At 62.7% G+C, this 13,202-nt stretch carries 11 protein-coding genes and 1 pseudogene; 8 read left to right on the top strand and 4 right to left on the bottom strand.

All coding sequences use genetic code 11. The features are described 5' to 3' along the window. Positions 1-256: 256 nt before the first annotated feature. Together ABIB90_RS11485 and ABIB90_RS11480 are read left to right on the top strand one after the other, a co-directional pair. On the top strand, positions 257-949 hold the full coding sequence (locus tag ABIB90_RS11485; RefSeq protein WP_354163370.1) for a helix-turn-helix domain-containing protein: 693 nt from the start codon (positions 257-259) through the stop codon (positions 947-949). Between the two features lie 443 nt (positions 950-1,392). Further along, on the top strand, positions 1,393-1,761 hold the full coding sequence (locus tag ABIB90_RS11480) for a hypothetical protein (RefSeq protein ID WP_007591810.1): 369 nt from the start codon (positions 1,393-1,395) through the stop codon (positions 1,759-1,761). 658 nt (positions 1,762-2,419) lie between these two features. Here the strand turns inward: ABIB90_RS11480 and ABIB90_RS11475 are convergent. Further along, positions 2,420-3,482, bottom strand: a pseudogene (locus ABIB90_RS11475) (IS110 family RNA-guided transposase). Between the two features lie 228 nt (positions 3,483-3,710). Between ABIB90_RS11475 and ABIB90_RS11470 the strand changes: the two are divergent. The 3 genes from ABIB90_RS11470 to ABIB90_RS11460 are packed head-to-tail and all read left to right on the top strand — an operon-like array spanning position 3,711 to position 4,617. Beyond that, positions 3,711-4,088: a hypothetical protein gene (locus ABIB90_RS11470; protein WP_275169727.1), complete on the top strand. Its 378-nt coding sequence runs from the start codon at positions 3,711-3,713 to the stop codon at positions 4,086-4,088. Then, positions 4,088-4,393 (top strand): hypothetical protein, encoded by a 306-nt coding sequence (locus ABIB90_RS11465; protein ID WP_354163367.1) that lies wholly within the window; start codon positions 4,088-4,090, stop codon positions 4,391-4,393. Before ABIB90_RS11470 ends, ABIB90_RS11465 begins: the two co-directional genes overlap by 1 nt. A gap of 41 nt (positions 4,394-4,434) precedes the next feature. After that, the gene (locus tag ABIB90_RS11460; protein ID WP_247503627.1) at positions 4,435-4,617 is read left to right on the top strand and encodes a hypothetical protein; all 183 of its coding nucleotides are present in this window, start codon (positions 4,435-4,437) and stop codon (positions 4,615-4,617) included. Positions 4,618-4,747: 130 nt separating this feature from the next. Here the strand turns inward: ABIB90_RS11460 and ABIB90_RS11455 are convergent, their stop codons facing one another. Genes ABIB90_RS11455 through ABIB90_RS11445 form a run of 3 tightly spaced genes read right to left on the bottom strand, consistent with a single transcriptional unit; the run spans position 4,748 to position 8,666 of the window. Beyond that, complete coding sequence (locus ABIB90_RS11455) at positions 4,748-5,365, bottom strand: Isoquinoline 1-oxidoreductase subunit (protein WP_354167778.1); 618 nt, start codon at positions 5,363-5,365, stop codon at positions 4,748-4,750. A gap of 8 nt (positions 5,366-5,373) precedes the next feature. Continuing rightward, the gene (locus ABIB90_RS11450; RefSeq protein WP_007591800.1) at positions 5,374-5,898 is read right to left on the bottom strand and encodes a (2Fe-2S)-binding protein; all 525 of its coding nucleotides are present in this window, start codon (positions 5,896-5,898) and stop codon (positions 5,374-5,376) included. After that, positions 5,895-8,666 (bottom strand): xanthine dehydrogenase family protein molybdopterin-binding subunit, encoded by a 2,772-nt coding sequence (locus ABIB90_RS11445; protein WP_354167378.1) that lies wholly within the window; start codon positions 8,664-8,666, stop codon positions 5,895-5,897. The genes ABIB90_RS11450 and ABIB90_RS11445 overlap by 4 nt, the downstream gene beginning before the upstream one ends. A 235-nt stretch (positions 8,667-8,901) precedes the next feature. Here ABIB90_RS11445 and ABIB90_RS11440 point away from each other — a divergent pair, with 235 nt between their 5' ends. The 3 genes from ABIB90_RS11440 to ABIB90_RS11430 all read left to right on the top strand — a co-directional run bounded on the left by ABIB90_RS11440 (position 8,902) and on the right by ABIB90_RS11430 (position 13,200). Then, on the top strand, positions 8,902-10,509 hold the full coding sequence (locus tag ABIB90_RS11440) for a multicopper oxidase family protein (RefSeq protein WP_354167381.1): 1,608 nt from the start codon (positions 8,902-8,904) through the stop codon (positions 10,507-10,509). Positions 10,510-10,630: 121 nt separating this feature from the next. Beyond that, a complete protein-coding gene (locus tag ABIB90_RS11435) occupies positions 10,631-12,253 on the top strand; it encodes an ABC-F family ATP-binding cassette domain-containing protein (protein ID WP_354167384.1) in 1,623 nt (540 codons plus the stop codon). 71 nt (positions 12,254-12,324) lie between these two features. Beyond that, positions 12,325-13,200: an MBL fold metallo-hydrolase gene (locus ABIB90_RS11430; RefSeq protein WP_354167386.1), complete on the top strand. Its 876-nt coding sequence runs from the start codon at positions 12,325-12,327 to the stop codon at positions 13,198-13,200. The last annotated feature ends 2 nt before the right edge of the window (positions 13,201-13,202 follow it).

Below are 13,202 nucleotides of genomic sequence, written 5' to 3'. Positions count from 1 at the left end.
CTTCGTCTGCCATCACAAGGTGTCCACCTATTTTGGTGGACACCTCATGCATCAGAGCACTCAAAAGCAAAAGGTGCAGGGAAATTCGCGCTTACATTCGCCCGGCGGTGGCGCCAGCAACCTGACATTGTACCTTGGTACAATGACCTGAGGGATATCCAATGAATATGGTCGCTCGTCGAACGACCAGCGGGCGAGAGAGGATTATTCAAAGAATTGATACGGAAAAAGAATTGATGCGGAAGGGGAACTGGCCATGTTTGTGCGTATCCCAACGGATCGACGACCTCAGCCCAATACGCTCGATGAATTCGGTTTGACGAGTGCATTCAACCGAATTATCGGCCTCGGTGAGTTTACATACCGAAAAGGCACTGAAATCTTCGGCGAAAAAGAGCCCGCTGTGTATGTCTATCAAGTCAAGCATGGTGCGGTGCGAAGTTACAAGTTGCTCTCGGACGGTCGGCGTCAAATCGGCGCCTTTCACTTAGTGGGCGATATCTTCGGGCTTGAAAACGGCGATGAGCATCGATTTACCGCAGAGGCGGTCGTCGAAACCGTCGTGCGCCTGATTAAGCGAGAAAGCCTTCAATTGGTAGCCGCAAAAGACGCGGTCGTCTCGCACAACCTACTCAGCATGATCACCCGCAACCTGGAGCACGCAGAAAACCATATGCTGCTTCTGGGCCGCAAGACCGCGGTAGAAAGGGTCGCCGCCTTCTTACTTGAGATGGATTTCCGCACGGGAGCAGACAAGATGTCGCTCCCCATGACTCGTCTCGACATTGCGGACTATCTCGGCTTGACGCTCGAAACGGTTTCTCGCGCGCTATCTAGCTTGCGTAAAGCGGGCGTCCTTACGTTCCTAGACCACGATCAGCGAGAGATCATGTTAAACGACAGGCGGCGGCTTGCCGATTTCGATCCGCAAGGACCGGCACAACCCTGATACCAAAATGCGACGGGCCGTGCTGGCGACGATGAGAGATACACAGTCCCTCCACACCGATGACCGCGACTATTTACTGAGAGGAGCTAAAGCGATGAGCCCATTGATTTAGCTCAATGGATTGCCGCGATCCAGGTTCAAGGCTCTGTGATGAACAAGCCGTCCGGATCCGATAAGCCCGAGCCCAAACCAACGCGCTTGGAGGAGGCGCGCCGGATCGTTGAGGAGTACGCGAATGACCTTCGCGAAATCATCCGGAAGCTGCGTGAGAAGATGAATTGAAGCCGATTGGATTTGCTCAAAGTTGAGTTCTTCGCATTTTGACCCAAGGCAGTCCCAATCTTGGCGGTGCGAGTTTTACCGAAGTAGCACAGGCTCGCAAAGGCCGACCGACTACTACGAGACGTGGCATTGGGCCACGGTTCAAGCGCAAGGAGGAAGCCATGATAAATCTGAAAGTTCTTGGCGCGGTCGTTGTTGCGGCATCCGCCCTGTCCAGCTCTGCTGCACTGGCGCAGGCGGCCCTCTCCAATCCGGACGAATGCCAAGCTGAATTCGCCAGCTGCACGGGTTTAGGAACCGGGAGTACTCCCACCGGAGGTTATCGATATCGGCAATCAACTCGGCGAACGGCGTATCGCCAGCCGGCGGCGGCCGACGCTACCGTCGGCAGCTGGGGCAATTCCTACGCCATGTCCGGCGAGATGGGCTGGCACGGCAACTGGAATGCGTATGCTGCCCGCAACGGCATCGTCTGTAAGCCCGGCACCTATTTCAAGGGTGCTGACGGTCTGCGGCATCTCTGCCAATAGGTCATCCGCTCTAAGGCTGAATCAGACGGCCCCACAGGGCCGTCTGATTCAGCCTGAGGGTGGCACTCGTCCTGAGTGGGCGACAGCGTGGAGCCAGGCAGGCGTCAGTCTGCGGGAGCTGATGACTGCTTCTGGCCCATCGCCGCCGTCCGAGGGGCGGCTCGTCATGTCGGTTCTCAAGGCGGACCGGAAGTTTGCGGCTGAGCTCGAAACCAACGCGATTGACCCGGCCGCGCGTTGCAAGAGGTTTCGTCAACCTGGCAGATGCGGTCTTGCATCAATGTATCCGGCCTCTGATTGGAGCGTGTTGTGCTCCGGGCCATCATGGATATCAGCGCGCATTCGAGCTAATTAGCGGACAGGCCTCGAACGGGCCATTCGGGTCACCAGTGTTCGCATGCGCCGGGAAGACCGATCCTCCATCGTTGTCTCATTCCTCTCGCAGACCTCGGCGGGTAAGGGATGTTGGTTACGTCATCGATCGCACCTCACCTCGTGCTGTTCCTTAGTTCGTGCCTGGCGGTCGTTCCTTTGTCCCGGCCTGCGCGCGCAGACGCGCCGCGCGCAAGGGCCGTCAAGGCCGGCCGTCGTGCTGTCCTGACGTCTTGCTCTACCGCGGTCAGGCCGCGCCTTGACGGCCCCGAGCACGGTGCGAGGATCAGGCAGCTCGGGACGCCGTCTCCTCCGTGTTGACGCACTCGAAGGCGCGTCCCTTGTTGAGAACCGCCCAGGCGATCCGGGCGAGCTTGTTGGCGAGCGCAATCGCCAGCACGTTGTGGTGCAATCGTTTCTTGGCGGCTTCGATCCAAGATTTGAGGCCATAGGCTCCCAACCCTTGACCTTGACCAGCACAACCCACGCGGCCTGCACAAACAGCGCGCGCAGGTAGCGATTGCCGCGCCTTGATATCTTGCCGAGGATCGTGCGGTCGCCGGTCGATATCTGCTTCGGCACCAGTCCAAGCCAGGCGCCGAAGTCGCGGCCTTTCGAGAACACGTCTCCAGTGCCGATCGCAGCCACCATCGCGATCGAGATGATCGGGCCAATGCCGGGCACCGTCATCAGTCGCTCGCAGCCTTTGTCTTGACGGGCCAATGCCTCGATTTCGCTGGAGAGGTCCTCGATACGCTCATCCAGCCGGCGCCAGTCACCCGCCAGATCCTCGATGATGCGCAACATGCGAGGCGAGAGCACATCGGTGCGCGTCGCGAGGATACCCGGCAACTCGGACCGCAGGGAGCGCAGGCCTTGCCGCACGGCGATGCCCCGCTCCAGCAGGAACGCACGGATCTGATTGATGACGCCGGTGCGCTGACCGACTAATCGCTCGCGCACGCGGTGCAGCGCCTGCAGGTCGAGCTGGTCGGCGGTCTTGGTTGCGACGAACTTCATGGTCGGCGTTGGACCGCCTCGGCGATGGCTTCCGCATCTCGGAAGTCATTCTTCTGTCCCTTCGAATAGGGGCGCACGTATTTCGCCGGCATCAAGCGGGCGTCGTGGCCAAGCGTTTGCAGCTTGCGACTGAGGTGATGCGCGCCGACGCAGGCCTCCATGCCGATCAAGCACGGCGGCAGGTTGGCGAGCCGCGTTTCCACCTGGCCGCGCGACCACTTCTGCCGCAGCACGATGCCGCCGCGCTGATGCTGGCCAATGATGTGGAACGAGTTCTTGCCGATATCGATGCCGATGACGGCGGGCGAAGCGTCGAGTTTCTGAGACATGGCGTGCTCCTTGTCTTGGGCGCCCCTTGCCAGCTTCTCGTACTGGCAGGGCCGGAGCACGGCCGGACCATTCCATTAGCGGACTCAAACTAGCGCTCACTTCGTGCCCGGTTCATCGGATCTGAAGCTTTTAAGCAATCGCCGCAACCAAAGCTAAACCAAACACGTAAGCGAGAAATTCACCCGCTCCTTCTACCCAAGGTCGCGGTAAAGGCGGGAGAAGTCGGCGTGGGTTGGAAGCTCTTTGCACTGCTAATTGTCGTGCTCACGGGTTGGAGTTTTGCGGACTCAGAACCTTACACTTCGACAGGACTTATCCACCTGATGATGAGCGCGCTATCGGCGGCCGGTCTTGTACTTATGGCATTTGAGATTGACTTTTTGCCGCGCAAATTCTGGCGCGCATTTTCCGTGGCATATGCAGCGTATAGCGTTGGCCTGATGGCCTTTTCCAGTCAGAACCTTTACAAGCAATATGCCGTTGATGGGCGGTCTCTGTCGGCAGTCGTCAGCGCATTCCTCATAATGGCCACCCTCCAGATCGCCATCAACATCGGACTTTGGGTAAACGCCTCTTCGCGTTTTTCAGCGCGAGGCAATGCCTGATGTACTTCCTCACTGCCTGCTTGATCGTAGGAGCCCTGAGTGCCCACGTATCGTCTCGTCGGTTCTGGAACTTGTTGCAGGACTTTCGGGTGGCCAGCGCTACTCAGCGGCTCGCGGCGCGGCGGCGTGCGCTTTTGCCGGTGCTCTGCTTGGGATTTTTTCTGCTGCTGCTGCTTCTATTAAGTCGCGTTCTAGGTTCGGAATTTACTGCCGTCACAGCGGACTGTTTGGTATTACTCGTTTCGATTTTTGCCGGGTTGTTTATCGGCGTATTTGGTGTCATCGCCGCGACGGACCGTCGTTGATATGATCCCGCGAAATCGGGCAGGCCAATGAAAGCTCATTAATGGGCACCATTTACGCGATGCTGGTGATCACTACGTTCGTTCTAGGGTTTGTCGCAACCGTCCTGTGGGGGCCAGATTTCGAATGGCTTGGGCGAGATGTCGAGGATGCCTACATCTTCAAGATGGTTGGCATCGGACTGGTCGTGTTCTTCTTAATCGCAATTACCTTCCACCTCATCTGAGGTCCTACAAACTGGACGGTGTTGCGCCTAAACGTCAGCTTCTGGCCCATAGCCGACTCTCTAAGGTGGGCTGACCATGTCCGCTCCCAACTTGCGGCTATTCACCCAAATCGATTTTGTGAGCACCCGCTCACGGCGCCGGACACGCCGCTCCCGTCTTGGCCCAGGCTTCCACCAGCGTGCCGGCCTGCTGTTGCGTGCCCGGCACGGGCGAGCGGCCGAAGCCGGGCTTCCAGGCCCAGCCGACGAGGGTGTCCTTGCCGATATGGTCGATCAGGTCTTCCACCTTGCGGCCGCCATTGCGCGCAGGATCCCTGATCTGCTCGCAGATCTCGGCGACAGTCTTGCCCTCCCAGGCCATCTCGCGCGGGGCCAGATGCCAGTCGGGATGGCCGGGCATGCGGCCGGGCTCGAAATTGGCCTTCTGGTGGCAGCTGTTGCAGCGCATCGCCTCGAGGCCGTGGCCGTCGGCGCCGCGCGTGACGGGTGGCTGATGCAGGCGGGCATTGTCGCCCTGGTGCGGCCTGTCGCCGGCCGGATGACAATTGGTGCAGCGCGGATGCGTCAGCACCTTGCCGAGCTCGGTGAAGATTGCGGCCGAACGCTTCTCTGTGTCGCCGATCGAAGCAAAGCTCTCGGGTGAGGCGAGGGCGTGGCTTGCCGTCTCCGACGCCGCGTAGCCCGCACTGAGACTGCCGGCGAGGGCGGCGACCACGGCAATCATCTTGAACCGCACGTCGGAGATCATCATGCGTGTCACTTGGTGGCCATGAGGTAGCGCTTCGAGTCGGCGAGGATCACGTCTCGCACCGCCTCGTGATATTTGACGTAGCCGGTGCAGCGACAGAGATGACCGTCGAGCGCATCCGCGATGGTCTGCTCCAGCGCCTCGCGCGCGACCGGCGTGCGCGAGAGACGTTCGAGCAGCACCTGGCCCTCGTTGAGGAAGCCGGCGGTGCAATAGCCGCACTGAAAGGCGAAATGCGCGATGAACGCCTTTTGCAGGGTCGAGAGCTCGCCGTCCTTCGCGTGGCCCTCGACGGTGCGGATCGACTTTCCGTCGAAATTCACGGCGGGCGCGACGCAGGTCGGGCTGGTGGTGCTGGTGCCGTCGGGCGCATCGACGATGACAGCGCAGCTCAGGCATTGCGCGGCGCCGCAGCCGAACTTGGTGCCGGTCATGCCCAGCATCTCGCGCAGAAAATCATTCATCGAGAGATCGTCGCGGACGTCCATCGGACCGTGCTTCTGGCCGTTGATGGTGAGGCTGAGGGTCGTCACGCGAGCACTCCCTTCAATAGGCTTGCGGTGACCGGCAGCGCGCGGAAGCGATGGCCGGTGGCGTCGTGGATGGCGTTGATCAGCGCCGGCACGATCGGGATCATCACGACCTCCGCCATGCCCTTCGGTGCTTCGTCTGCCGTTTGCGGCTTCAGCATCTCGATCTCGAGATCGCGGAGCGGCAGGTCGGAGCCGCGTGCGACCAGATAGCGCCCGAGATTCCATTCGCCGTTGCCCGGCCCGCCTTCGAACGGGGGCAGGGTTTCGAGCAGCGCGTAGCCGACGCCCATGGCGAAGCCGCCCTGGGCCTGGCCCATCACCACCTCGGGCACGAGCGCGGTGCCGCATTCGAGCACGCTATAGGCCTTGGCGATGCGAAGCGCGCCGGTTGCGCGCTCGATCTCGACGCGAACGACCGTGCCGCACATCGAGGTGTAGGCGGTGCCGATCCGGTTGTTGTCGGTCGGCGGAAACTTGACGCTGGTGCGGTTGATCCGCTCGAACTTGCCGTTGCCTTTGCGGATCGCCAGTGCGTCGATATCGGCGCGGTATTGCTCGCCGGACAGCGGGAAGCGTGCCCGCGACCACGCCCAGCGCGAGAAGCTGTGCGCAACCGCACCGGTGACGAAGCCGCGCGAATGAGCTGTTGCCGAGAGCACGGAGAGGGCGAGCGGTTCGAGGCCGGGCATGGTGAGCTGGCCGTTCTTCCAGCTTGCGCTGGCCCATTGTCCCGCGCGCGGATCAGTCTTTGCGATGCGCCACAGCTCGAGCGCCGAGGGCCATAGTCCGAAGCGGAAAATGACGCGGGCGGCTTCCGCGGCGGAATGGGTGCCGACATGGGCGCCGATCGAGGAGCTTGTCGGCGAGCTGATCGCGGGCACCCAGCGCGGGTTTTTCTCCGCGGCATCCTGGGTCTTCTGGTCCATGGTGGAGGGATCGCCCGACGTGACCAGCCCGAGCACGTCATAGCTGTCGACGCGGGCGACCGAGACCTCGTCGGCGATGGCGCCGAGATGGCCGGCGACGCGGTTGGCCAGCGCCGTCCCGATGCCGTTGCCCATCTCGACATGATCGCAGAAGATCACGATCTTGCCGTCAGGTCCAAGCTCGACACGGCCGAGCGAGCCGTCCGCGCCGGAGCCATAGTCTTTCGTCACGCAGGCGACGCCGGTGCCGACCAGCCGATCCGACGAGGTCTGCTTGAACTGCGCCCGCTGCTGCCAGATCGGGTGCTTCTCGAGCTTGTCGAGGATTTCGGGCGTGCGCACCGAGACGATGTAGGGATTGCCCGTCATGGTCCGGCCGTTCTGGGGCAGCGCGTTGCGCCGCCGGAATTCGATCGGATCGTGCTTGAGCTCGGACGCGGCCTCGTCGATCAGGACCTCCAGCGCCGTCATGGCTTGCAGGATGCCGTAGCCGCGCATCGAACCCGCGCTTACGCCGCGCGAGTGCACCGCGACAGTCCTGACGTCGACCTTCGGAATGTCGTAGATGCCGATCGCGCCGGTGGCCGCGACGACGGCAACACTGGCCGAGAAATGGGCGATGCCGCCGCCGTCGAGCACGTGATCGGCCGCGAACGCCTTGATCTTGCCGGTCGCGCGATCGATACCGATGCGCGAGCGCATCTTGATCGAATGGCGCTTGATGCCGGCCTGAAACTGCTGGTAGCGGTCATGCGCCAGCCGCACGGGCTTGCCGGGAAAGCAGACCGCCGCGAGCGCAACATAGAGAATGAAAGGCGTGTGATCGCGGCCACCAAAGCCGCCGCCGACATGGGCGAACTGCGCGTTGATGTGCGCCGGCTTGTAGGGCGCGCGGGCCTTGCCCAAGAGATGCGCGATCGATTCCGCCGCCTCGTAGGGCGACTGGACGCCCAACAGCAGTTCGAGATTGCCGCCCTTGCCGTCGTACCAGGCGAGCCCGCATTCCGGCTCCAGGAACATCGGGTCGACCGATTGCGTCTCGAACTCGCGGTCGAGCACAAGCATGGAGGCGTCATCCGCTGCAAGCTCGGCACGGATCTGCTCGCCATATTTCGCCGCCTTGGCGTAATCCGCGGGCATGTCCTTCGCGAGCGGCGACCACACTGGCAGCGCCGCGCTCTGGACCTTCTTGGGCGAGACCCAGCCGGCCTGGAGCGGCGAATAGACATCCGGCTTGTCAGGCGAGGGGCCTGCCACGCGGGTGAAGCGGAAGGCCCCGTAATCGGGGACGACGACTGGCCCGGTCTCCTCGCCGAATTGGACGAACGTGCCGTCGCGTAGCGCCAGACGTGCCTGATCGAAGGCGTCGAACTTCTCGAAGATCAAAAGCGCGACCGGCTGTCCCAGATAGAGCGGCGTCTTGCCGATCGGACAGAACAGGTCGCCCGCGTAGAACTCCGGCACCTGGGTCCCGATCCGGTCGAGATCGGCGGCAGTCACCACGACCGACGGCTTGAGCGCGCCGCCGAGGCGGGCGAGGTCCAGCCCGGTATAGACATGCGTGGCGTCGTTGGCGCGGACCAGGATGGCGTGCGAGGTGGCCTGAGGCCAGCCCTGCAGATCATTGGCGCGGAAGTCGGAAGCGTAAAGCTTCGCACCGGTGACCTTGGCGACGCCGTCGATCCGGCCGGCGCCCGCCGTGGCGGGATTGAACTTGCCGCGTCCAGGCAGCGTCTCGTGCGCTGCGAAGGGCACGCCGGCTGCGGACGCCAGATGTGACAGGCTGACCGAGATGCCTCCCGCCGACAACCACTTCACGAACTCACGTCGCGAAGGCCTCATGATCATATCCTTGTACAGAGTTTCGAGAACATCGGGATGCGGCCAGCATGCGATGTCCGGAGGGCATAGGTCAGCGCCAGCGCGAATCCGTCACGATGCATCCTGCGACGATAGAACGGCTGAGGAGGTTTACAACCAATGAATGTGGTGCGCTTGCGCCTCGAATTGTGGTTTGGTGCTTGCTTTAGAGTCGAATCGAACGGAAGACGGTCCGGCAACAGGGGGCGCAATTCAAATGCAGCAGGATCCGAACGGTGCGTCTTCAGTCACCAGCGCCATGGGCACGACGACATTGTCGCGCCGTCAATTGCTGGATTGCGGTCTCAAAGCGGGCGCGTTGTCGCTGTTCGCAGGTGCCGCAAATGCCCAGCACGCCGTGCACGACCATGCGGGCATGTCCCACACCGCGGACATGTCGCCGAGCATGGGGATGGTCGCTGAAACGCCCGTTCCCGCCATGGACCAAGCGCTGGTCGAGCCCGAGGTGCGGCGGTCCGTCAATGGCGTGCTGAGCACGACCATGCGCGTCGGCTATGCCTATCGCCAGATCGGCGGCGTCAGGCTCTATGTCAGGTCCTATGAGGGCGGCAGCCCCGGCCCGACCTTGCGCATGAAACCCGGCGATACCCTGCGCATCAAGATGATCAACGATTTGCCGCCGAACCGCGATGGATTGCCGGCCGACATCAGCCATCCGCACCAGTTCAACAACACCAATTTCCATTTCCACGGCGCGCATACCAGCCCGAGCGGGATTTCCGACAACGTCATGCGCTCGATGGCGCCAGGCCGCAGCTACAACATCGAAATCACTCTGCCGGCCGATCACACCATGGGCACCTACTGGTATCACCCGCATCATCACGGCAGCGCCGACATCCAGATGTCCTCCGGCATGGTCGGCGCCGTCGTCATCGAGGGTGATTTCGCCGACGTCCCCGAGATCGCGACAGCCCGCGAACGGCTCATGGTGCTCACCCAGGTGGTCTACGATTCCAACGGCATGGTCGAGAATTTCGAGACGCTGTTTCCCGAGACCGCGACGCGCTTTCTCGCCATCAACGGCCAACGCCGGCCAATGATCGAGATGCGGCCCGGCGAGGTGCAGCGCTGGCGCATCCTCAATGCCGCCTATCAGGACGACATGCTGCTCGACCTGGAGAAGCACGATCTGCAAGCGATCGCCTATGACGGCATCCAGCTCGGCGCCATGCAGCCGCTCAAGCAGGTCCTGATTGCGCCCGGTCAGCGCGCGGACATTCTGGTGAAGGCAGGCAGCCCCGGCACCTACGCCTTCAACGCTACGCCCTACGATCAGGGGCATCCGTCGCCGGTCGGGCCCTTGGCGCGGGTCGTGGTGTCAGGTGCGCCGATGGACATGAAGCTGCCGCGCGCCCTGCCGCCGGCGCCGCTGGCGACCATCAAGGACTCCGAGATCACCAACCGCCGCAAGGTGGTGCTGTCGGCGACCGCGCCGGAGGCCGACGCCGCCGGCCATTGGCAGGAATTCGAGTTCTTCGTCGACGGCAAGAAGTTCGACCCCGGCCGCATCGATCAGCGGGTCAAGCTGGGCGCGGTCGAGGAGTGGACCATCGTCAATACCCATGAGCATGACGACCACGTCTTCCACATCCATACCAACCCGTTCCAGGTGATCTCGGCCAATGGCAAGGCGCTGGCGGTGCCGGAATGGCGGGATTCCGTGATCGTGGAGCGCAAGGGCGGCCAGGTCGTGTTCCGCTCGCGCTTCATCGATTTCACCGGCGTCTACATGCTCCACTGCCACATGATGAACCATGAGGAGATGGGCATGATGCAGACCGTGGAGGTCTACAAGGCCTAAGCTGCGGGTCGAATTGCGCGAATTCGGCGGCGCGCGGGGCTGATCCGGGTCCGGCCGGGCTTCCCCTGGGGGCCCGCATGGCCTATGACGCTGCAACGCAACAATCCCCCAAAAAGACCTCATGATCCGCCTCGACAACGTCAGCAAGCAAGCCGGCCACCAGATCCTGTTCATCGAAGCGTCCGCCGCCCTCAACAAGGGCGAGAAGATCGGGCTCGTCGGCCCGAACGGCGCAGGCAAGACCACGCTCTTCCGGATGATCGCCGGCGAGGAACCGCCCGATGAGGGGCAGGTCTCGACCGATCGCGGCATCACCATCGGCTATTTCAACCAAGACGTCGGCGAGATGGCCGGCCGCAGCGCCGTGGCCGAGGTCATGGACGGGGCGGGACCGGTGAGTGCGGTGGCGGCCGAGCTGCACGAACTCGAGACCGCGATGGCCGACCCTGATAAGGCCGACCAGATGGACGAGATCATCGCGCGCTACGGCGAGGTGCAGCACGCGTTCGAGGAGCTCGACGGCTACGCGCTCGACGGCCGCGCGCGCGAGGCGCTGTCCGGCCTCGGCTTCAGCCAGGAGATGATGGACGGCGACGTCGGCAAGCTCTCCGGCGGCTGGAAGATGCGCGTGGCGCTGGCGCGTATTCTCCTGATGCGTCCCGATGTCATGCTGCTCGACGAGCCGAGCAACCATCTCGATCTCGAAAGCCTGATCTGGCTGGAGAAGTTCTTGCGCGACTACGAAGGCACGCTGCTGATGACCTCGCACGACCGCGAGTTCATCAACCGCGTGATCTCGAAAGTGGTCGAGATCGATTCCGGCTCGCTCACCACCTACGCCGGCAATTATGAGTTCTACGAGCAGCAGCGGGCGCTAAGCGAGAAGCAGCAGCAGGCGCAGTTCGAGCGCCAGCAGGCGATGCTCGCCAAGGAGATCAAGTTCATCGAGCGGTTCAAGGCGCGCGCCTCTCACGCAGCGCAGGTTCAGAGCCGGGTGAAGAAGCTCGACAAGATCGAGCGGGTCGAGCCGCCGCGCCGCCGCCAGACGGTGGCGTTCGACTTTCCGCCGGCACCGCGCTCGGGCGAGGATGTCGTTGCGCTCAAGAAGGTGTTCAAGGGCTACGGTAGCAAGCGGATCTATGACGGGCTCGATTTCATGATCCGCCGCAGGGAGCGCTGGTGCGTGATGGGCGTCAACGGCGCCGGCAAATCGACGCTGCTCAAGCTCGTCGCGGGCGCGAGCGAGCCGGACGATGGCACCGTGGCGGTCGGCGGCAGCGTCAAGATGGGCTATTTCGCGCAGCATGCGATGGATTTGCTCGACGGCGAGCAGACGGTGTTCGAGTCACTCGAATATGCGTTTCCGACCGCGGGGCAGGGCTCTCTGCGCGCGCTCGCCGGCTGCTTCGGCTTCTCCGGCGACGACGTCGAGAAGCGCTGCCGCGTGCTGTCGGGCGGCGAGAAGGCGCGCCTCGTGATGGCGAAGATGCTGTTCGATCCCCCGAACTTTCTGGTGCTGGACGAGCCGACCAACCATCTCGACCTCGCCACCAAGGAAATGCTGATCGCGGCGCTGGCGGATTTCGAGGGCACCATGCTGTTCGTCTCGCATGACCGGCATTTTCTCAGCGTCCTGTCGAACCGCGTGCTGGAGCTGACGCCCGAGGGCATCCACCAGTTCGGCGGTGGCTACACCGAATATGTCGCGCGCACGGGGCAGGAAGCGCCGGGGTTGCGGAGCTAGCATTCCGCTACGCCGCCTTGACGCGTTGGTGCCTCTCGCTACGCTCTTTCAAAAAAGGGAGCGAAACAGGCATGAAGCAGCTGCGCATCGGCGACATCACCATCGACGCGGTGATCGAGCGGGAGGGGCCGTGGCGGCGGCCGCAGGATTTTTTCCCGGCCTATGACGAGGGCGTATTCAAGCGTCATTTGCTGACGATGGAGCCGGAGGTGTTCGACGCCGCGCGCGGCATGATGGTGATCACCTATCAGACCTTCGTGGTGCGCACGCCGCGCTATACCATCCTGGTCGATACCTGCACCGGCGAGGACAAGGGCCATCCGCCGCCGTTCGATTTTCCGGGCAAGGCGCGCTGGCGCAACCAGCTGTTCGCGCTCGGTATCTCTTTCGAGCAGATCGACTACGTGTTCTGCACGCATCTGCATATCGACCACACCGGCTGGAACACGACCTTGCGCGACGGTCGTTGGGTGCCGAATTTTCCGAATGCGAAATACGTCTTCCACAAGGGTGAATATGCGGCTTGGGAGGCCGAGCATGCCAAGGGCAGCAATCCGCCCGGCACCGTGTTTCGCGACAATTGCCTGCCGATCGTCGAGGCGGGACAGGCGCTGCTGGTCGATGACGACTACGCGCTCGACGACACCGTCACGCTGACGCCGACGCCGGGGCATTCGCCCTGCCATTGCTGCGTGAACATCTTCTCGAAGGGGCGCCGCGCGGTGGTCGCCGGCGACCTCATGCATCATCAGATCCAGTGCCGCGAGCCGGACTGGTCGGCCAGACCGGATTGGGATCCGAAGCAGTCGGCGGTGTCGCGGCGAAAGTTCTTTGCTTCCGTCGCGGACACCGACACGCTGATCCTGCCGATTCATTTTCCGGCGCCGACGGTCGGGCTGATCAAGCCGCTCGGCGCCGCCTTTGATTACCGTTTCAAGCGAGAGTAGGG

This window comes from Bradyrhizobium sp. JR4.1, assembly GCF_040548605.1.
Taxonomy (GTDB): Bacteria; Pseudomonadota; Alphaproteobacteria; order Rhizobiales; family Xanthobacteraceae; genus Bradyrhizobium; species Bradyrhizobium canariense.
This window is presented reverse-complemented; position numbering and strand designations above follow the sequence as displayed.

What these genes read in the sequence shown, in the direction of transcription:
- ABIB90_RS11485 (WP_354163370.1), top strand. Translation starts at nt 257, where the DNA reads ATGTTTGTGCGTATCCCAACGGATCGACGACCTCAGCCCAATACGCTC.
- ABIB90_RS11435 (WP_354167384.1), top strand. Translation starts at nt 10,631, where the DNA reads ATGATCCGCCTCGACAACGTCAGCAAGCAAGCCGGCCACCAGATCCTG.
- ABIB90_RS11430 (WP_354167386.1), top strand. Translation starts at nt 12,325, where the DNA reads ATGAAGCAGCTGCGCATCGGCGACATCACCATCGACGCGGTGATCGAG.
- ABIB90_RS11480 (WP_007591810.1), top strand. Translation starts at nt 1,393, where the DNA reads ATGATAAATCTGAAAGTTCTTGGCGCGGTCGTTGTTGCGGCATCCGCC.
- ABIB90_RS11445 (WP_354167378.1), bottom strand. Translation starts at nt 8,666, where the DNA reads ATGAGGCCTTCGCGACGTGAGTTCGTGAAGTGGTTGTCGGCGGGAGGC.
- ABIB90_RS11465 (WP_354163367.1), top strand. Translation starts at nt 4,088, where the DNA reads ATGTACTTCCTCACTGCCTGCTTGATCGTAGGAGCCCTGAGTGCCCAC.
- ABIB90_RS11455 (WP_354167778.1), bottom strand. Translation starts at nt 5,365, where the DNA reads ATGATCTCCGACGTGCGGTTCAAGATGATTGCCGTGGTCGCCGCCCTC.
- ABIB90_RS11440 (WP_354167381.1), top strand. Translation starts at nt 8,902, where the DNA reads ATGCAGCAGGATCCGAACGGTGCGTCTTCAGTCACCAGCGCCATGGGC.
- ABIB90_RS11460 (WP_247503627.1), top strand. Translation starts at nt 4,435, where the DNA reads ATGGGCACCATTTACGCGATGCTGGTGATCACTACGTTCGTTCTAGGG.